This window comes from Amycolatopsis alkalitolerans (assembly GCF_006152065.1).
Classification (GTDB): Bacteria; Actinomycetota; Actinomycetes; order Mycobacteriales; family Pseudonocardiaceae; genus Amycolatopsis_E; species Amycolatopsis_E alkalitolerans.
Window position 1 is genome coordinate 248,214 of record NZ_VDFW01000003.1, and the last position, 17,897, is coordinate 266,110.

15 protein-coding genes are annotated in these 17,897 nt (G+C 67.4%); 10 read left to right on the top strand and 5 right to left on the bottom strand.

What is annotated here, in order from left to right:
• The first annotated feature begins 25 nt into the window (after window positions 1–25).
• The 7 genes from FG385_RS05315 (at window position 26) to FG385_RS34270 (ending at window position 11,029) form a co-directional block, all read left to right on the top strand.
• A complete protein-coding gene (locus FG385_RS05315) occupies window positions 26–616 on the top strand; it encodes a hypothetical protein (protein ID WP_139095445.1) in 591 nt (196 codons plus the stop codon).
• Window positions 617–639: 23 nt separating this feature from the next.
• Window positions 640–1,482, top strand: coding sequence for a hypothetical protein (locus tag FG385_RS05320; RefSeq protein ID WP_139095446.1), 843 nt, complete (start codon window positions 640–642; stop codon window positions 1,480–1,482).
• Between the two features lie 5 nt (window positions 1,483–1,487).
• A complete protein-coding gene (locus FG385_RS05325) occupies window positions 1,488–2,273 on the top strand; it encodes a class I SAM-dependent methyltransferase (RefSeq protein ID WP_139095447.1) in 786 nt (261 codons plus the stop codon).
• Window positions 2,274–2,304: 31 nt separating this feature from the next.
• On the top strand, window positions 2,305–2,829 hold the full coding sequence (locus FG385_RS05330) for a hypothetical protein (protein WP_139095448.1): 525 nt from the start codon (window positions 2,305–2,307) through the stop codon (window positions 2,827–2,829).
• A gap of 369 nt (window positions 2,830–3,198) precedes the next feature.
• A complete protein-coding gene (gene rpoB / locus FG385_RS05335; RefSeq protein ID WP_139095449.1) occupies window positions 3,199–6,699 on the top strand; it encodes a DNA-directed RNA polymerase subunit beta in 3,501 nt (1,166 codons plus the stop codon).
• Between the two features lie 91 nt (window positions 6,700–6,790).
• Window positions 6,791–10,702: a DNA-directed RNA polymerase subunit beta' gene (locus tag FG385_RS05340; RefSeq protein ID WP_139095450.1), complete on the top strand. Its 3,912-nt coding sequence runs from the start codon at window positions 6,791–6,793 to the stop codon at window positions 10,700–10,702.
• A gap of 174 nt (window positions 10,703–10,876) precedes the next feature.
• Window positions 10,877–11,029, top strand: a complete 153-nt coding sequence (locus FG385_RS34270; protein WP_200834306.1) for a hypothetical protein — start codon at window positions 10,877–10,879, stop codon at window positions 11,027–11,029.
• 42 nt (window positions 11,030–11,071) lie between these two features.
• On the opposite strand, the gene FG385_RS05345 is transcribed toward FG385_RS34270, so the two are convergent.
• The 5 genes from FG385_RS05345 to FG385_RS05365 are packed head-to-tail and all read right to left on the bottom strand — an operon-like array spanning window position 11,072 to window position 14,317.
• Window positions 11,072–11,656, bottom strand: a complete 585-nt coding sequence (locus tag FG385_RS05345) for a hypothetical protein (RefSeq protein ID WP_139095451.1) — start codon at window positions 11,654–11,656, stop codon at window positions 11,072–11,074.
• Window positions 11,653–12,216: a hypothetical protein gene (locus FG385_RS05350; protein ID WP_139095452.1), complete on the bottom strand. Its 564-nt coding sequence runs from the start codon at window positions 12,214–12,216 to the stop codon at window positions 11,653–11,655. Before FG385_RS05350 ends, FG385_RS05345 begins: the two co-directional genes overlap by 4 nt.
• Window positions 12,216–13,382 (bottom strand): hypothetical protein, encoded by a 1,167-nt coding sequence (locus tag FG385_RS05355; protein WP_139095453.1) that lies wholly within the window; start codon window positions 13,380–13,382, stop codon window positions 12,216–12,218. The genes FG385_RS05350 and FG385_RS05355 overlap by 1 nt, the downstream gene beginning before the upstream one ends.
• 3 nt (window positions 13,383–13,385) lie before the next feature.
• Window positions 13,386–13,754 carry an ESX-1 secretion-associated protein gene (locus FG385_RS05360; protein ID WP_200834307.1) on the bottom strand — a complete coding sequence of 123 codons (369 nt, stop codon included), beginning with the start codon at window positions 13,752–13,754 and terminating at the stop codon, window positions 13,386–13,388.
• Window positions 13,754–14,317 (bottom strand): YbaB/EbfC family nucleoid-associated protein, encoded by a 564-nt coding sequence (locus FG385_RS05365; protein ID WP_139095454.1) that lies wholly within the window; start codon window positions 14,315–14,317, stop codon window positions 13,754–13,756. Before FG385_RS05365 ends, FG385_RS05360 begins: the two co-directional genes overlap by 1 nt.
• 498 nt (window positions 14,318–14,815) lie before the next feature.
• Between FG385_RS05365 and rpsL the strand changes: the two genes are divergently transcribed.
• The 3 genes from rpsL to fusA all read left to right on the top strand — a co-directional run bounded on the left by rpsL (window position 14,816) and on the right by fusA (window position 17,824).
• On the top strand, window positions 14,816–15,190 hold the full coding sequence (rpsL, locus tag FG385_RS05370) for a 30S ribosomal protein S12 (protein ID WP_003102113.1): 375 nt from the start codon (window positions 14,816–14,818) through the stop codon (window positions 15,188–15,190).
• The gene (gene rpsG, locus FG385_RS05375; RefSeq protein ID WP_139095455.1) at window positions 15,190–15,660 is read left to right on the top strand and encodes a 30S ribosomal protein S7; all 471 of its coding nucleotides are present in this window, start codon (window positions 15,190–15,192) and stop codon (window positions 15,658–15,660) included. Before rpsL ends, rpsG begins: the two co-directional genes overlap by 1 nt.
• A gap of 64 nt (window positions 15,661–15,724) precedes the next feature.
• The gene (gene fusA / locus FG385_RS05380) at window positions 15,725–17,824 is read left to right on the top strand and encodes an elongation factor G (RefSeq protein WP_139095456.1); all 2,100 of its coding nucleotides are present in this window, start codon (window positions 15,725–15,727) and stop codon (window positions 17,822–17,824) included.
• The last annotated feature ends 73 nt before the right edge of the window (window positions 17,825–17,897 follow it).

Consider the following 17,897-nt stretch of genomic DNA (forward strand, 5'->3'; position numbering starts at 1 on the left):
CACCGCCTACCTACTCTGGAGTGTTATGAGTTCCGAGGACCTGGAAACGCCGACGGAGGAGACCTCTGCGGAGGAGCCCTCCGAATCGGGCGACGGCGGCTCGAACAGCCGCTACCTCGTGCTCGGCACCGCCGCGCTGGCCACCGCCGCGCTGATCCTGGCGGCGGTCTTCGGGATCCAGTGGTGGTCGGCCTCCGGCAACGACAACCTCGCGCTGGCCCAGGCGCGGGATGCGGTGGTCAAGCAGGGCGGGATCGCGGTCAAGGCCTACACCGAGCTGGACTACACCAATCCCGACGCGTTCTTCCAGAACGTCATGAACGTGTCCACAAGCGACATGCAGACGCTGATGAAGAACTCGGAGGCCAACTACCGCCAGTCGCTCGCGCAGGCCAAGACCAAGGTCACCACGACCGTGCAGGACATCGGCGTCGAAGAACTCGACGATCACGCCGGCAAGGCCAGCTTCCTCGCGGCCATCAGCACGCTCGTGACCCAGAACGGGCAGCAGCCGGTCGCGAAGCCGTTGCGGCTGGAGGTCCAGATGACCCGGGTCGGGCAGGACTGGAAGGTGTCCGGGATCAGTTCGGTGCCGCTCGTCAGCAGCGGTCAGTAAGCGCCGCAGGAACGGAGTTCGTCGTGCCAACCAGCAACCATGGCCGCCCGCAGTCGGTGCGGCGGCCCAGGGTAGCGGGCCTGCGCCGGCCATCGCCGGGCCCGCGGCCGGAGACCGAAGAGCGGTCGGATGGCCCGGAGATCGCGGAGAGCCTCTTCACGCCCGCGCCCAAGAAGCCGAGCCCGCGGGCGAAGCATCGGGACAGTGGTAAGCCGAAGCCCGCCGACTTTTTCGAGGCCGAGACCGAGGTCGCGCACGATGAGCCGGAGCCCCGGGTGCGGGTCCGCCGTCCCCGGAACCCGTACGTCATCGCGGGCGCGCTGTTCGGGCTCGCCGTCGTGCTGGCCGGGTTCGCGGTGTTCTTCAAGATCAAGGACAACGAGATCAGTGCGGCCACGGACAATACCGCGCTGCTGGACGCGGGTCGTACCGCACAGGTGAACCAGGCCGCGACGAACGCGGCGGCGACACTGTTCTCCTATGACTACAACGACATCGCGAAGACCCAGAACGCCGCCAAGGACCTGCTGCTCAACGACGACGTCCGGGCGAAGTACAACAGCCTGATGGGCCAGGTCGAGCGCCTCGCGCCGCAGCAGAAGATCGTGGTCACGGTCAAGGCGAGCCGCAGCGCCGTCATCATGCTGAACGGCGACACCGCGCGCGTGATGGTCTTCGTCGACCAGACCGCCACCCGGACCGACCAGAACCAGACCTCCAGCGGCAGCGCCCAGCTGTGGATGAACATGAAGTACGTGGACGGGAAGTGGAAGGTCAACGCCATGGACACGTACAACTCCCAGCCCGCCGCCAGCACGGCGCCGGCCCCGAGCAGTCAGCCGTCCGCCCCGCGGCCGTCCCGCTGAGCCGGATGGCGCCTGGTGGTCTCTTCGACTACGACGCCGAAGTGGCGCCGCACAACCGGCGATTCCGCGAAGTCGCCGCCGTCGGCGCGCAGGACCGCGTGCTCGACGTCGGCTGCGGCACCGGCCAGTCGACGCGGGAGGCCGCCCGCGCGGCAGCCGCCGGGAGCGTGCTCGGGGTGGATCTGTCCGCTCCCGCGCTCGAACAGGCTCGTCGGCTCACCGAAGACGAAGGGCTGGGCAACGTCGCGTACCTGCGCGCCGACGCCGCCGCGCACGAGTTCGCCCAGGCGCATTTCGACCTGTGCCTCAGCCGGTTCGGCACCATGTTCTTCCCCGACCCCGTCGCGGCGTTCACCAACCTCGCCCATGCCCTGCGCCCGGCGGCGCGCCTGGTGCTGCTGGTGTGGCAGGACCGCGAGCGCAACGAGTGGGCGACAGCGGTCGACGAAGCCATCACCCGGACACCGCCCCCGCCCCGGCCCGGCGAGGACCCGTTCGCGCTCGCCGACCCGGCCACCACGGAACGCATCCTGACCACGGCCGGGTTCACCGACGTCGCGTTCACCGACGTGCACGAGCCCGTCTACTACGGCCCGGACGCCGCCGTCGCCTACGACATGGTGCTCAGCCTCCGCCGGCCGCAGCAGTTGCTCGCGCACGCCGACGCGGGCGACGAGGCACGGCGCCGGCTGCGCGCCTTGCTGGGCGCGCGCGAGCGCGGCGAAGGCGTGTACTTCGACTCGCGTGCCTGGCTCGTCACCGCGGAACGGCGGGCCGCCCGCGTGCGTTGAAGGGCTACTGGGCCGAGCGCAGGGGGCAGCCATGGGTGACCCGTTCAACGGGGCGGTGAGCTGGGACAACCTCGGCGACGACCGCATCGGTGTATGCCATCCCGGGTACGTCGGCCTGTTCCGGGTCCACGTCGACGGGCTGCTCAAGCTTGCGCGGCGCCGCCTCGCCGAGCACGAGCGGGGTGAGCTCGGGCGGCTCGACCCTCGCCTGGATTCCGTGCTGTGGATGCGCCGCCTCGGCGAGAACATCCCGGCGGCCGCCGAGCTCGACGTGCTGCAGCCGGCCGCCAACCGCTTCCAGGCCGTGCTCGATCTGCTGCCCTCCGTCGGCGGCGTCCTGGTGCTGCACGGCTGGCAGGATCGCTACCTGGTCGGCACCGTCGCGCTGGACGTCAAGGTCGCCATCGAGGCGTGGCTGCGCGCGTGGTCGCTGGGGGAGCTGGTGGACGGGCGGCCGTGCCCGGACGCGGCGGCGCTGCGGGTGTGGCAACGGCAGTGCCGGTGGCTGGGTGAGCAGATCGTCGACCCGCTCCAGCCCGAACCCGAGGCGGCGTGAATCCGCAGGTCGGAGGCCGGTTATCACCTCGTGTACACCATGCGACCACATTGCGCCAACCGGCGGGTTGAAGGCGTGGCATCTTGACTCAGACGGCTCTGGGGGTCACGCTTACTCCCGACAGCAACGCCCTGCGGGAGGGCGAAGCTGGGAGGCGTACCTGAAGACGGTGTGATCGAGATCTGGGCCCCATCGGAAGCGCCCCTCGACAAGGCACGTCTTTCGGGCTAGACTGCTTCTTTGCGCTGCCCACTTTCAGGCTGCCCGGGCACGGCAGCTAGACTAGTGAGCACCACGGCACCCCTGACAGTCGCATTAGTAGTTGCTAACGCGGCTGCTCACCGCTCATTGTCCCCGGAAGGACGCATCTTGGCAGTCTCTCCCGCGAACCAGGCCACTGCTGCGACCACCTCGGCTGTACCCGACTCGACCAACACGGGAATCCCCGGAGCCCCCAAACGGGTCTCCTTCGCGAAGATCCGCGAACCGCTGACCACGCCCAATCTGCTCGACGTGCAGATCCGGTCCTTCGAATGGTTCACCGGTGACGAGAAGTGGTTCGAGCGCCGCGTCGAAGAAGGAGAAGAGAGCCCGGTCGGCGGGCTCGAAGAGGTCCTGAACGAGATTTCCCCCATCGAGGACTTCCAGGGCTCGATGTCGCTGTCCTTCTCCGACCCTCGCTTCGACGAGGTGAAGGCCTCCGTCGAGGAGTGCAAGGACAAGGACATGACCTACGCGGCTCCGCTGTTCGTCACGGCGGAGTTCGTCAACAACAACACCGGAGAGATCAAGAGCCAGACCGTCTTCATGGGTGATTTCCCCGTGATGACCGACAAGGGCACCTTCATCATCAACGGCACCGAGCGTGTCGTGGTGTCCCAGATCGTCCGCTCGCCCGGCGTCTACTTCGACCGCGCGATCGACAAGACCACCGACAAGGACGTGTTCAGCGTCAAGGTGATCCCGAGCCGCGGCGCGTGGCTCGAGTTCGACGTCGACAAGCGCGACACCGTCGGCGTGCGCATCGACCGCAAGCGCCGTCAGCCGGTCACCGTGCTGCTGAAGGCACTGGGCTGGACCGCCGAGCAGATCCGCGAGCGGTTCTCGTTCTCCGAGACGCTGCTGGCCACGCTCGAGAAGGACCACACCGCCGGCACGGACGAGGCCCTGCTCGACATCTACCGGAAGCTGCGTCCCGGTGAGCCGCCCACGAAGGAGAGCGCGCAGACGCTCCTGGAGAACCTGTTCTTCAAGGACAAGCGCTACGACCTGGCCAAGGTCGGCCGGTACAAGGTCAACAAGAAGCTCGGCCTCGACCTGCCCTACGACACGGGCACGCTCACCGAAGAGGACATCGTCACCACCATCGAGTACCTGGTCCGGCTGCACGCCGGCGAGGACAAGATGACGATCAACGGTGCCGAGATGCCGGTCGAGGTGGACGACATCGACCACTTCGGCAACCGGCGCCTGCGCACCGTCGGCGAGCTGATCCAGAACCAGATCCGGGTCGGCCTGTCCCGGATGGAGCGCGTGGTCAAGGAACGGATGACCACGCAGGACGTCGAGGCGATCACGCCGCAGACCCTGATCAACATCCGGCCCGTGGTGGCCGCGATCAAGGAGTTCTTCGGCACCTCGCAGCTGTCGCAGTTCATGGACCAGAACAACCCGCTGTCCGGGCTGACCCACAAGCGCCGCCTCAACGCGCTGGGCCCCGGTGGTCTGTCCCGTGAGCGCGCCGGCATGGAGGTCCGCGACGTGCACCCGTCGCACTACGGCCGCATGTGCCCGATCGAGACCCCGGAAGGTCCGAACATCGGTCTCATCGGCTCGCTGTGCTCGTACGCGCGGGTCAACCCGTTCGGCTTCATCGAGACGCCGTACCGCAAGGTCGTCGAGGGCCAGGTCACCGACCAGATCGACTACCTGACCGCCGACGAGGAGGACCGTTTCGTCAAGGCGCAGGCCAACGCGCCGCTCACCGACGACGGCTACTTCGCCGAGGATCGCGTGCTGGTCCGCCGGAAGGGCGGCGAGGTCGAGCTGATCGACCCGATGGACGTGGACTACATGGACGTGTCGCCGCGCCAGATGGTGTCGGTGGCCACCGCGATGATCCCGTTCCTCGAGCACGACGACGCCAACCGCGCGCTGATGGGTGCCAACATGCAGCGCCAGGCGGTGCCGCTGCTGCGCAACTCCTCGCCGCTGGTCGGCACCGGGATGGAGCTGCGGGCCGCGATCGACGCCGGTGACGTGCTGGTCGCCGAGCAGGCCGGGGTGGTGGAGGAACTCTCCGCCGACCTGGTCACGATCATGCACGACGACGGCACCCGCAAGAGCTACGGGCTGTACAAGTTCCGCCGCACCAACCACGGCACCTGCTTCAACCACCGGCCGATCGTCAACGAGGGCGACCGCGTCGAGCAGGGCCAGGTGATCGCGGACGGGCCGTCCACCGAGAACGGCGAGATGGCGCTGGGCAAGAACCTGCTTGTCGCGGTCATGCCGTGGGAGGGCCACAACTACGAGGACGCGATCATCCTCTCCGAGCGGCTCGTGCAGGACGACGTGCTCACCTCGATCCACATCGAGGAGCACGAGATCGACGCGCGGGACACCAAGCTCGGTGCCGAGGAGATCACCCGGGACATCCCGAACGTCTCCGAAGAGGTGCTGGCCGACCTGGACGAGCGCGGCATCATCCGGATCGGTGCCGAGGTCCGCGACGGCGACATCCTGGTCGGCAAGGTCACGCCGAAGGGCGAGACCGAGCTGACCCCGGAGGAGCGCCTGCTCCGCGCGATCTTCGGCGAGAAGGCGCGCGAGGTCCGCGACACCTCGCTGAAGGTGCCGCACGGCGAGACCGGCAAGGTCATCGGCATCCGGGTGTTCTCCCGCGAGGACGACGACGAGCTGCCCCCGGGCGTCAACGAGCTGGTCCGGGTGTACGTGGCCCAGAAGCGGAAGATCCAGCCGGGCGACAAGCTCGCCGGCCGGCACGGCAACAAGGGCGTCATCGGGAAGATCCTGCCGGTCGAGGACATGCCGTTCATGGAGGACGGCACGCCGATCGACATCGTGCTGAACACCCACGGTGTGCCGCGACGGATGAACATCGGCCAGATCCTCGAGCTGCACCTGGGCTGGCTGGCTTCGCAGGGCTGGCAGGTCGACGGCAGCCCGGACTGGGCGACGCGCCTGCCCGAGGAGCTCTACGACGTCGAGCCCGGCACGAACACGGCCACTCCGGTGTTCGACGGCGCGAAGGAGGAGGAGCTCACCGGTCTGCTGGCCTCGACCAAGCCGAACCGCGACGGCGAGCGCCTCGTTCAGCCCGACGGCAAGGCGGTGCTGCTGGACGGCCGTTCCGGCGAGCCGTTCCCGTACCCGGTCGCCGTGGGCTACATGTACATCCTCAAGCTGCACCACCTGGTGGACGACAAGATCCACGCTCGGTCCACCGGTCCGTACTCGATGATCACCCAGCAGCCGCTGGGTGGTAAGGCGCAGTTCGGTGGCCAGCGCTTCGGTGAGATGGAGTGCTGGGCGATGCAGGCCTACGGCGCGGCCTACACGCTGCAGGAGCTGTTGACGATCAAGTCGGACGACGTGGTCGGCCGGGTGAAGGTGTACGAGGCCATCGTCAAGGGCGAGAACATCCCGGACCCGGGGATCCCCGAGTCGTTCAAGGTGCTGTTGAAGGAGCTGCAGTCGCTCTGCCTCAACGTGGAGGTGCTCTCCTCCGACGGAGCGGCGATCGAGATGCGCGACTCCGACGACGAGGACCTCGAACGCGCGGCGGCGAACCTCGGCATCAACCTGTCCCGCAACGAGTCGCCCTCGGTGGACGACGTCGTGCAATGACCCAGCCACCTGGTGGGGGCAAGCCTCCCGCGTGCCCCCACCAGGTAGCCGACCCCGATAGCCACCTCTATTTCCAAGGGGATGCAACGCTTTGCTGGACGTCAACTACTTCGATGAGCTCCGGATCGGCCTGGCCACCGCCGACGACATTCGCCAGTGGTCCTTCGGCGAGGTGAAGAAGCCGGAGACCATCAACTACCGCACGCTGAAGCCCGAGAAGGACGGCCTGTTCTGCGAGAAGATCTTCGGCCCCACCCGGGACTGGGAGTGCTACTGCGGTAAGTACAAGCGGGTCCGCTTCAAGGGCATCATCTGCGAGCGCTGTGGCGTCGAGGTGACCCGTGCCAAGGTGCGGCGTGAGCGGATGGGCCACATCGAGCTGGCCGCGCCGGTCACCCACATCTGGTACTTCAAGGGCGTGCCCTCGCGGCTGGGCTACCTGCTCGACCTGGCCCCGAAGGACCTCGAGAAGATCATCTACTTCGCGGCGTACGTGATCACCGGTGTGAACACCGAGCTGCGGCACAACGACCTGCCGACGCTGGAGAACGAGATCGGCGTCGAGCGCAAGAACATCGAGACCAAGCGCGACGCCGACATCGAGGCGCGGGCGCAGAAGCTCGAGACCGACATCGCGGAGCTTGAGGCCGAGGGTGCCAAGTCCGACGTGCGCCGCAAGGTCAAGGAGGGTGGCGAGCGTGAGATGCGCCAGCTCCGCGACCGGGCCCAGCGCGAGCTGGACAGGCTCGAGGAGATCTGGACGACCTTCACCAAGCTCGAGCCGCGGCAGCTGATCGCGGACGAAATGCTCTACCGCGAGCTGTACGACCGCTATGGCGAGTACTTCACCGGCGGTATGGGCGCGGAGGCCATCCAGAAGCTGGCTACCGAGTTCGACGTCGCCGCGGAGGCCGACGGCCTGCGCGACGTCATCCGCAACGGCAAGGGGCAGAAGAAGCTCCGCGCGCTCAAGCGGCTCAAGGTCGTCGCGGCCTTCCAGGCCACCGGCAACGACCCGCGCGGCATGGTGCTCGACGCCGTCCCGGTGATCCCGCCGGACCTGCGCCCGATGGTGCAGCTCGACGGTGGCCGGTTCGCCACGTCGGACCTGAACGACCTGTACCGCCGGGTGATCAACCGGAATAACCGGTTGAAGCGGCTGATCGATCTCGGTGCGCCCGAGATCATCGTCAACAACGAGAAGCGGATGCTGCAGGAGGCCGTCGACGCGCTGTTCGACAACGGCCGCCGTGGCCGCCCGGTCACCGGTCCCGGTAACCGGCCGCTGAAGTCGCTGTCCGATCTGCTCAAGGGCAAGCAGGGCCGGTTCCGCCAGAACCTGCTCGGCAAGCGCGTCGACTACTCGGGCCGTTCGGTCATCATCGTCGGCCCGCAGCTGAAGCTGCACCAGTGCGGTCTGCCCAAGGACATGGCGCTGGAGCTGTTCAAGCCGTTCGTGATGAAGCGGCTGGTCGACCTGAACCACGCGCAGAACATCAAGTCCGCCAAGCGGATGGTCGAGCGGGCCCGCCCGGCCGTGTGGGACGTGCTGGAAGAGGTCATCACCGGGCACCCGGTGCTGCTCAACCGGGCGCCGACCCTGCACCGCCTCGGTATCCAGGCCTTCGAGCCGCAGCTGGTGGAAGGCAAGGCCATCCAGCTGCACCCGCTGGTCTGCGAGGCGTTCAACGCGGACTTCGACGGCGACCAGATGGCGGTGCACCTGCCGCTGTCGGCCGAGGCGCAGGCCGAGGCGCGAATCCTGATGCTGTCGGCGAACAACATCCTGTCGCCGGCCTCGGGCCGCCCGCTGGCGATGCCCCGGCTGGACATGGTCACGGGCCTGTTCCACCTGACCCGGCTCGTCGAGGACGCGAACGGCGCCGGCCAGGCGTTCTCCTCGCCCGCCGAGGCGATCATGTCCTACGACCGCCACGCGCTGAGCCTGCACGCGCCGATCAAGATCCGGGTCAACGACCGTCAGCCGAGCAAGGAAGACGAGGCCCGCCTCGCCGAGTCCGGCTGGGAGCCGGGTCAGCCGTGGCTGGCCGAGACCACGCTCGGGCGGGTGATGTTCAACGAACTGCTCCCGGCGGACTACCCGTTCGTGAACGAGCCGCTGCCCAAGAAGCGGCAGGCGGCGATCGTGAACGACCTGGCGGAGCGGTACTCGATGACGCAGGTCGCGCAGACCCTGGACCGGCTCAAGGACGCCGGCTTCTACTGGGCGACGCGTTCTGGCGTGACCGTCTCGATCAGCGACGTGGTCGTGCCGAAGGAGAAGAAGGAGATCCTCGACCAGTACGAGGCGAGGGCGAGCCAGGTCGAGAAGCGCTACCAGCGTGGTCAGCTCTCGCACGCCGAGCGCAACAACGAGCTGGTGAAGGTGTGGAGCCAGGCGACCGACGACGTCGCGAAGGTCATGGAGGACGCCTTCCCCGAGGACAACCCGATCTCGATGATCGTGAAGTCCGGGGCGGCGGGCAACATGACCCAGGTCCGCTCGCTCGCCGGGATGCGTGGTCTGGTGTCGAACCCGAAGGGTGAGTACATCCCGCGCCCGATCAAGGCGAACTTCCGTGAGGGCCTGTCGGTGGCGGAGTACTTCATCGCCACCCACGGTGCCCGGAAGGGCCTGGCCGACACCGCGCTCCGCACCGCCGACTCGGGCTACCTGACCCGGCGCCTGGTGGACGTGTCGCAGGACGTCATCGTGCGCGAGACCGACTGCGGCACCAGCCGCGGCATCAACACGGCGATCGGCGAGGACCTCGGCGACGGCCGGATCGTGCGTGCGCAGCACGTCGAGACCAGTGCGTACGCCCGCACCCTGGCCACGGACGCCACCGATGCCCAGGGCAACGTGGTGCTCAACGCCGGTGACGACCTCGGCGACCCGGCGATCGAGAAGCTGATCTCCAGCGGGATCACCAAGGTCAAGGTCCGCAGCGTGCTGACCTGTGAGTCGGCCGTCGGTGTGTGTGCGACGTGCTACGGCCGCTCGATGGCGACCGGCAAGCTGGTCGACGTGGGCGAGGCCGTCGGTATCGTCGCCGCCCAGTCGATCGGTGAGCCCGGCACCCAGCTGACGATGCGTACCTTCCACCAGGGTGGTGTCGCCGGTGACGACATCACCACGGGTCTGCCGCGTGTCACGGAGCTGTTCGAGGCCCGGGTCCCGAAGGGCAAGGCGCCGATCGCCGACGTCGATGGCCGCGTGCGCATCGAGGAGAGCGAGCGGTTCTGGAAGATCACGCTGATCCCGGACGACGGTGGCGAGGAGATCATCTTCGACAAGCTGTCGAAGCGTCAGCGCCTCGCCGGCACCCCGACCGGGCCGCTGGCGGACGGCGACCACGTCGCGGTCGGCCAGCCGCTGCTCGAGGGCACACCGGACCCGCACGAGGTGCTGCGGGTCATGGGCCCCCGTGAGGCGCAGATGCACCTGGTGGACGAGGTCCAGAAGGTGTACCGGGCGCAGGGTGTGTCGATCCACGACAAGCACATCGAGGTGATCGTCCGGCAGATGCTGCGCCGGGTCACGATCATCGACTCCGGTTCGACCGACTTCCTGCCCGGTGAGCTCCCCGAGCGCACCAAGTTCGAGGCGACGAACCGGGCGTCGGTGGCCGAGGGCGGTGACCCGGCCTCGGGTCGTCCGGTGCTGATGGGGATCACGAAGGCCTCGCTGACCACGGACTCGTGGCTGTCGGCGGCGTCGTTCCAGGAGACCACGCGTGTCCTGACCGACGCGGCGATCAACGGCCGCAGCGACAAGCTGGTCGGTCTGAAGGAGAACGTGATCATCGGGAAGCTGATCCCGGCCGGTACCGGCATCAACCGGTACCGCAACATCCAGGTGCAGCCGACCGAGGAGGCGCGGGTGGCGGCGTACGCCATCCCGTCCTACGACGACGGCTACTACACCCCGGATGTCTTCGGCACCGGCACCGGTGCGGCCGTCCCGCTCGACGACTACGACTTCGGTCGCGACTTCCGCTGATCTCGTAGCAACGCGAAGCCCCCGGCTCCCTCGCGGAGCCGGGGGCTTCGTCGCCGTTGGACACCCCGGAAAAACGGACGATATCGGTCATCGGCCCGGGGCGTTGGTGATTCCGGTGAAGCGGGGTAGGTAGCGTGTCGGGCGGGAGGGAAGGCGCGAACCCAGGAGGGGACCATGAGCACCGAAGAGAACGTGGACCGGGAAGAGACCCCGCAGTCCGGACGGCACGCCGCACCGGAGGGCGCCCCGCGTCATCCGGCGATCGATCTGACCCGGGATCCGAACCCCGGTAAACCCGATCACGCGAAACCGGACGACGACGACTGACCGAACCAAGGGCGCCCCGCCGCCGGGGCGCCCTTTTCCAGGTCAGCTCGTGGTCAGCTCGTCGAGCACCCGGAGCAACCGCTTGCGTTTGAGGCTGCCGCACCAGCTGATGGAGCGGAAGCCGTGGCCCTCCTGGCGCACGTCCTGCTTGACCTCGGGCCTGCGGTTGCGCGCCCACTCCGTGAAGTGCGGGTACAGCGCGATCGGGTCACCGTCGACCGCCGTGACCCGGTTGCCGTCGTGAAACCCGTCGAACGGCCGGGCCCCGACCACCGTGCTGACGACGGAATAGGTGGTCGCGTTGGTCTCCCACTGGTTGTGCACGGAGTCGAAGCGGCGCCCCCAGACCACCCGGACCTGGACGCCGTGCACCGGGCGCCCCCGGTACACGCCGAGGATCTCGCACTCGGTGCCGGGCAGCGGAACCTCCCAGCTCTGCCTGCCGTCGCCGGGCAGCTCACGCGGGGCGCGTGCCGGGCCTGTCCGCACCCGCCAGCCGTACCGCCCGGCCAACTGCGGGAGCTGGATATGCCGGAACACCGCGGGGGACAGGACGAGATAACCGACCCACACGAGCAACGGCACGACGACGATCGCGCTGACGATCCCGCTCGCGTCGAAGGTCACGGCAACTCGGCCTTGTGGATCGGCAACCGCTCGGCCACGTCGACGAGGAAGTCAAGGCTGCGAAGCAGTTTGCCGCGGTTCATCGTGGCGCCGCTGCGGACCGTAAGATGGCCGTTCGCCGCCTCGAAGCTCGAGCAGCGGGACGCGTTCTCCCTGAACCATTCCTCGAATTCGGGCGACACGATGCCGTCCGGGCTGAGTTCGTCCAGGCCGGTCAGCTTCACGACGCAGTTCGGCAACGGCGCGGTGACTTTGATCCGGACTATCCACCGCGTTTTTTTCGTATACATCGGCTGATCCGGGGCCGTGCTCACGTTTCGTGCGCTGTCCGTGTACTGGTATGCGCCGCACGCGTAGCCGCGATATTTCCCCCGAAATCCCCGGCTGATCCACGTCCCGGTCGCGGACAGTGGTTTTTCGCGAAACTCCTCCCAGCCGTTCGCCTTCGCCAGCACGGTGAGGTCGCGGGCGCGGCGACGCGAGACGAGCAAGCTGCATCCGAACAGCGCCAGCAGTAGCGCGATGATCGCCAGAACGAGGTAAGCGTCTCCGGTCAACATCAGAAGTCGAGGTCCTCGCTGGTTTCCTCGGTGGTCTGCTCCTCACCGCTTTCGCCATAGGTGACGGCCTTGCCGATGCCCTGCCCGTAGGTGTTCGCCTTGCCGGCCACGGAAGCGCCGGTCTGGAATTTCTCCTTGGCAGTGGAGTACTTGGCACCGCCCAGCCCGACTGTTCCCGCACCGGCCTTTGCCGCGGTTTCCTTCATCGACTCGCCGAATCCCTTGGCGGCCCTGCCGCCGACCATGCCGTCCTTGCCGGCGAGCTTGCCCAGATTGCCGGCCATCGGACCCGCTTCCAGCTTTCCGAGGTCCTTGTTCAGCTTCATGATGTCCTTGAAGTTCCCCTTCCACTGCGTGAAGAAGTCCTTCATCTTCTGCAGGAACTGCTTGATCTTGTCGAGGATCTCCTTGAGCTTCTGGATGTAGCGGCTCACCTTCGAACCGGTCTGCGCGCCCCGGACGGCGGTGGCGCCACCGGCGGCCGCGGTCGAGCCGCCACACGTCGGCACCGCCGCCGCCAGCGCGGGGATCCAGATCATGATCAGCCAAGTGATCAGCTCGGTCAGGATCGCCTTGATGAACTCCTCGATCACCTGCATCACCATGCTGGAGATCTGCAGCAGCTGCGCGATGTCCCCGGCCTGGCCGGCGATCCCCTCGATGCCGTCGGAGAACGCCGCGAGCTTCTTCCCCGCGGTCTCGGCAGCCTGGCCGCTCCACTGCGACAGCGACGTCTTGGCCTCCTCGGCGAACTTCTGGCTGTAGCTCACGAGCCCCTGCGCGATCGAACCGAAGTTGCCCGCGGCGTTCGCCAGCGCGGGCCCGTCACCGCTGACGAAGTGGATCGCGTCCTGCAGAGGCTGCACCACGGTCATCAGGAAGTTGAGGCCCTGCCCGACCAGCCAGCCGATCGGGTCGGAGGCGATGCTCGAGACGCTCATGCACGAGCTCACGAAGCTCGCCCCGCTGGCCGCGATCCCGGCGATCTCACCGCCGGACACCTTGCCGTCGGCCAGCGCGCCCTTTGCCGTGTTGTACGCGCTGAACCCGCTGCCCAGCGGACCGGGCAGGGCGCCGGGGATCTTGTCCGTGTTGATGAGACCGGGATCGCCCTGCTTGGTGATGGTGATGTTGCTGGCCTTGCCGGTCACCTTCTCGTCGGCCATGACTCACGATCCCTTCGGGGCGGGGCCCATTGTCGGTGTGCGCGAGGGCGCCGGATCGGTCAGCAGCTTCAGCACCTGGCCGAGCAGTTGCTTGCTGTCCTCCTCGTGGCCGTCGTAGGCGTTCGCCGCGCCGCTGAACTTCTCGCTCGCGGCCTGCAGCCCGTTCGCCATCTCGGTCAGCAGGTCGTTCAGGTCGCCGAGCATCTCCGTGTACTTGCCCTTCACGAAGATCCCGACGACGCCCCACGACTTGTCCCCGACGTCGGAGGAGCCGACCAGCCCTGAGACCTCCTTGGGCACGGCGATGTCGCCGTTCAGCCGTCCCGAGTACGCGCGCAGCGCCTTGACGACGACCTCGTGCCCGCCACCCATCAGCGGTCCTCCTCGTCGTAGAGGTTGAGGAAGCGGTTCCCGGACGGGTCGTTCCCGCTGCTCGGCGGGGCGGGCCGGGCCGGCGGTTCCTCGCGGCGAAGCACCGCCTGCTCCGAGTAGTCCTCCGTCTCGACGGCACGGGCGGGCCGCTTCGGCTGTTCCTCCATCGACGCCCGCAGCTCTTCCGGCGTGGTGCCGAACAGCTGGGCCTGCGTGTCGAGCACCTGGTCCATGAGATGCATGCCGTCGCCGGCGTGCTCCTCGACGATCCCGGCCTGCTTCCGCGCCGACTCGGCGACGGCCTGCTGGAGCGTGCCCAGCACGGCCGAGGACAGCGCCTGCGGGGACTGCCGGAGCGCGGCCTCGGTGAACCTGATGTCCTTGACCGAGCCGCCGGGCCCCGCGACGACGGTGACCGAGCGGTCCGCCGACGTCGCCGTCGCCTCCACGCCGGCGATCTCCGCCTGCATCTGGTCCAGCCCCGAGAACTGCTCGTCCACGTGCTGAAGCTTCGCCTGGAACTGCTCGAACTGGGCCACCAGCTGGTCGAACTCGGCCGACATATGCGCCTCCCGCCGTCTACTGAACGCGCCCCCATGATGACCCAGTGCGGGCTTCGCCGGGGCAGAACGGGTGAAATGCCCATAACTGGTCACTCGTCCGAGCGGTCGGAATGAACCGCGTCTACCGCGCGTTGAAAGAACCGGCGGAACCCGCCGGGATCCGAAAGACCGCAGGGTACGGCGTGAAAATCCGCTAGACTGAATAGTCAAGCCACCCAGCCCGCGTAGCGCACGCCTAAACGCACCCCGATGTGGTAGGCCCCAAAACGGGCGGGTATCTTTGACGACTGTGCCCGGCGCATGTCGGGCTGCTCTGCGCGCCATCTGGCTCGCCAAGGGGTGCCTGTGCACCCCAGCGGCCGTTTCGGCACGGCGGAGCTCCGCGGAAATCCGAGGGAACGTTACCGGCCGCAAGGCCTAGACGCGGGCCGACACGCCCGACCTCGGGGGCCGGGGATCGAAGACGGAACAAGCAGTACGCGACAGAAAGCTGGTCCATTGCCCACGATCCAGCAGCTGGTCCGCAAGGGCCGCCAGGACAAGGCTGCCAAGCAGAAGACCGCGGCGCTCAAGGGGAGCCCGCAGCGGCGTGGCGTGTGCACTCGCGTGTACACCACGACCCCCAAGAAGCCGAACTCGGCGCTGCGCAAGGTCGCGCGTGTGAAGCTGACCAGCGGCATCGAGGTCACCGCCTACATCCCGGGCGAGGGCCACAACCTGCAGGAGCACTCGATGGTGCTCGTGCGTGGTGGTCGCGTCAAGGACCTCCCCGGCGTCCGCTACAAGATCATTCGCGGTTCTCTCGACACGCAGGGCGTCAAGAACCGCAAGCAGGCGCGCAGCCGGTACGGCGCGAAGAAGGAGAAGAGCTGATGCCCCGCAAGGGTCCGGCCCCGAAGCGGCCGCTGATCTCCGACCCCGTCTACGCCTCGCCGCTGGTCACCCAGCTGGTGAACAAGGTGCTCAAGGACGGTAAGCGGTCGGTCGCCCAGCACATCGTCTACGGCGCGCTCGAGGGCGCACGTGAGAAGACCGGCACCGACCCGGTGGTCACCCTCAAGCGCGCGCTCGACAACGTGAAGCCCGCGATCGAGGTGAAGAGCCGCCGCGTCGGTGGTGCCACCTACCAGGTGCCGATCGAGGTCAAGCCCGGCCGCTCGACCACCCTTGCGCTCCGCTGGATCGTCACCTTCGCGCGCCAGCGCCGGGAGAAGACGATGATCGAGCGCCTGCAGAACGAGCTGCTCGACGCGAGCAACGGCCTCGGGGCCAGCGTGAAGCGCCGCGAGGACACCCACAAGATGGCCGAATCGAACAAGGCGTTCGCCCACTACCGGTGGTGAACGTAGCCCGGCTGCCGACGAAAGCCTGGCCGGGCCCCACGCTTCCAGACAGGGGAACAGTGCAGTGGCACGCGAAGTGCTGACCGACCTGAACAAGGTCCGCAACATCGGCATCATGGCCCACATCGACGCCGGTAAGACCACCACGACCGAACGGATCCTGTTCTACACCGGGATCAACTACAAGATCGGCGAGGTGCACGACGGCGCCGCGACGATGGACTGGATGGAGGAGGAGCAGAAGCGGGGTATCACCATTACCTCCGCTGCTACCACCACCTTCTGGAACGACTACCAGATCAACCTGATCGACACGCCTGGCCACGTCGACTTCACGGTCGAGGTGGAGCGCAACCTGCGCGTGCTCGACGGTGCCGTCGCGGTGTTCGACGGCAAGGAAGGTGTCGAACCGCAGTCCGAGCAGGTGTGGCGCCAGGCCGACAAGTACGAGGTCCCGCGCATCTGCTTCGTCAACAAGATGGACAAGCTCGGCGCGGACTTCTACTTCACCGTGAGCACCATCGAGCAGCGCCTCGGTGTCCGGCCGCTGCCGATCCAGCTGCCGATCGGCGCCGAGAACGATTTCGAGGGCGTCATCGACCTGGTCCGGATGAAGGCCCTGGTCTGGCGCGGTGAGGTCAAGAAGGGCGACGACTACGCGGTCGAGGACATCCCGGCCGAGCTCGCCGAGCGCGCCGCGGAGTACCGCGAGAAGCTGGTCGAGGCCGTTGCCGAGACCGACGACGCGATGATGGAGAAGTTCCTCGAGGGCGAGGAGCTGACCGAGGCCGAGATCAAGTCCGGTATCCGCAAGCTGGTGGTCACCCGCGAGGCGTTCCCGGTGCTGGCCGGCTCCGCGTTCAAGAACAAGGGTGTGCAGCCCATGCTCGACGCGGTGATCGACTACCTGCCGTCGCCGCTGGACGTGCCCGCCGTCGAGGGCGTCCTGCCCGACGGCGAGACCCCGGCCTCGCGCAAGGCGTCGACCGACGAGCCGTTCTCGGCGCTGGCGTTCAAGATCGCGGCGCACCCGTTCTTCGGCAAGCTGACCTACATCCGGGTCTACTCGGGCAAGGTCGCCTCCGGCGCTCAGGTCATCAACTCGACCAAGGAGCGCAAGGAGCGCATCGGGAAGATCTTCCAGATGCACTCCAACAAGGAAAACCCGATGGACGACGCCCAGGCCGGCCACATCTACGCGGTCATCGGGCTGAAGGACACCACCACGGGTGACACCTTGTGCGATCCGCAGCACCCCATCGTGCTCGAGTCGATGACCTTCCCCGAGCCGGTCATCCGGGTCGCCATCGAGCCGAAGACCAAGGCCGACCAGGAGAAGCTGTCCCTGGCCATCCAGAAGCTGGCCGAGGAGGACCCGACGTTCCAGGTCAACCTGGACGAGGAGACCGGGCAGACGATCATCGCCGGGATGGGCGAGCTGCACCTCGAGGTGCTGGTGAACCGGATGAAGTCCGACTACAAGGTCGAGGCCAACATCGGTAAACCGCAGGTCGCCTACCGCGAGACGATCCGCAAGACGGTCGAAAAGCACGAGTTCACGCACAAGAAGCAGACCGGTGGCTCCGGTCAGTTCGCCAAGGTGATCATCAAGCTGGAGCCGCTGGCCACGTCGGACGGTGCACTCTACGAGTTCGACAACAAGGTCACCGGTGGCCGCATCCCCCGGGAGTACATCCCCTCGGTGGACGCGGGCGCGCAGGACGCCATGCAGTACGGCGTGCTGGCCGGATACCCGCTCGTCGGGTTGAAGGTGACCTTGTTGGACGGTGCGTACCACGAGGTCGACTCTTCGGAGATGGCATTCAAGATCGCCGGTTCGATGGCGCTCAAGGAAGCCGCGAGGAAGGCCAGCCCGGTACTGCTGGAACCGATGATGGCGGTCGAGGTGACCACACCCGAGGACTACATGGGTGACGTCATCGGCGACCTCAACTCCCGCCGTGGCCAGATCCAGGCCATGGAGGAGCGGGCGGGCACCCGTGTCGTGAAGGCACTGGTTCCGCTCTCGGAGATGTTCGGGTACGTCGGCGACCTGCGGTCTCGCACCCAGGGTCGCGCGAACTACTCCATGCAGTTCGACTCCTACGCCGAGGTTCCGGCGAACGTCGCGAAGGAGATCATCGCGAAGGCGACGGGGGAGTAATCCCGTAGCACCCGATGCGGGCGCGAAAGGGGCCTCCCCTAAGGTCCGCACAACCGACCAGTACGAGTCGCTG

What these genes read in the sequence shown, in the direction of transcription:
- FG385_RS05315 (WP_139095445.1), top strand. Translation starts at nt 26, where the DNA reads ATGAGTTCCGAGGACCTGGAAACGCCGACGGAGGAGACCTCTGCGGAG.
- FG385_RS05325 (WP_139095447.1), top strand. Translation starts at nt 1,488, where the DNA reads ATGGCGCCTGGTGGTCTCTTCGACTACGACGCCGAAGTGGCGCCGCAC.
- FG385_RS05330 (WP_139095448.1), top strand. Translation starts at nt 2,305, where the DNA reads ATGGGTGACCCGTTCAACGGGGCGGTGAGCTGGGACAACCTCGGCGAC.
- FG385_RS34270 (WP_200834306.1), top strand. Translation starts at nt 10,877, where the DNA reads ATGAGCACCGAAGAGAACGTGGACCGGGAAGAGACCCCGCAGTCCGGA.
- FG385_RS05350 (WP_139095452.1), bottom strand. Translation starts at nt 12,216, where the DNA reads ATGTTGACCGGAGACGCTTACCTCGTTCTGGCGATCATCGCGCTACTG.
- FG385_RS05355 (WP_139095453.1), bottom strand. Translation starts at nt 13,382, where the DNA reads ATGGCCGACGAGAAGGTGACCGGCAAGGCCAGCAACATCACCATCACC.
- FG385_RS05360 (WP_200834307.1), bottom strand. Translation starts at nt 13,754, where the DNA reads ATGGGTGGCGGGCACGAGGTCGTCGTCAAGGCGCTGCGCGCGTACTCG.
- FG385_RS05365 (WP_139095454.1), bottom strand. Translation starts at nt 14,317, where the DNA reads ATGTCGGCCGAGTTCGACCAGCTGGTGGCCCAGTTCGAGCAGTTCCAG.
- rpsG (WP_139095455.1), top strand. Translation starts at nt 15,190, where the DNA reads ATGCCCCGCAAGGGTCCGGCCCCGAAGCGGCCGCTGATCTCCGACCCC.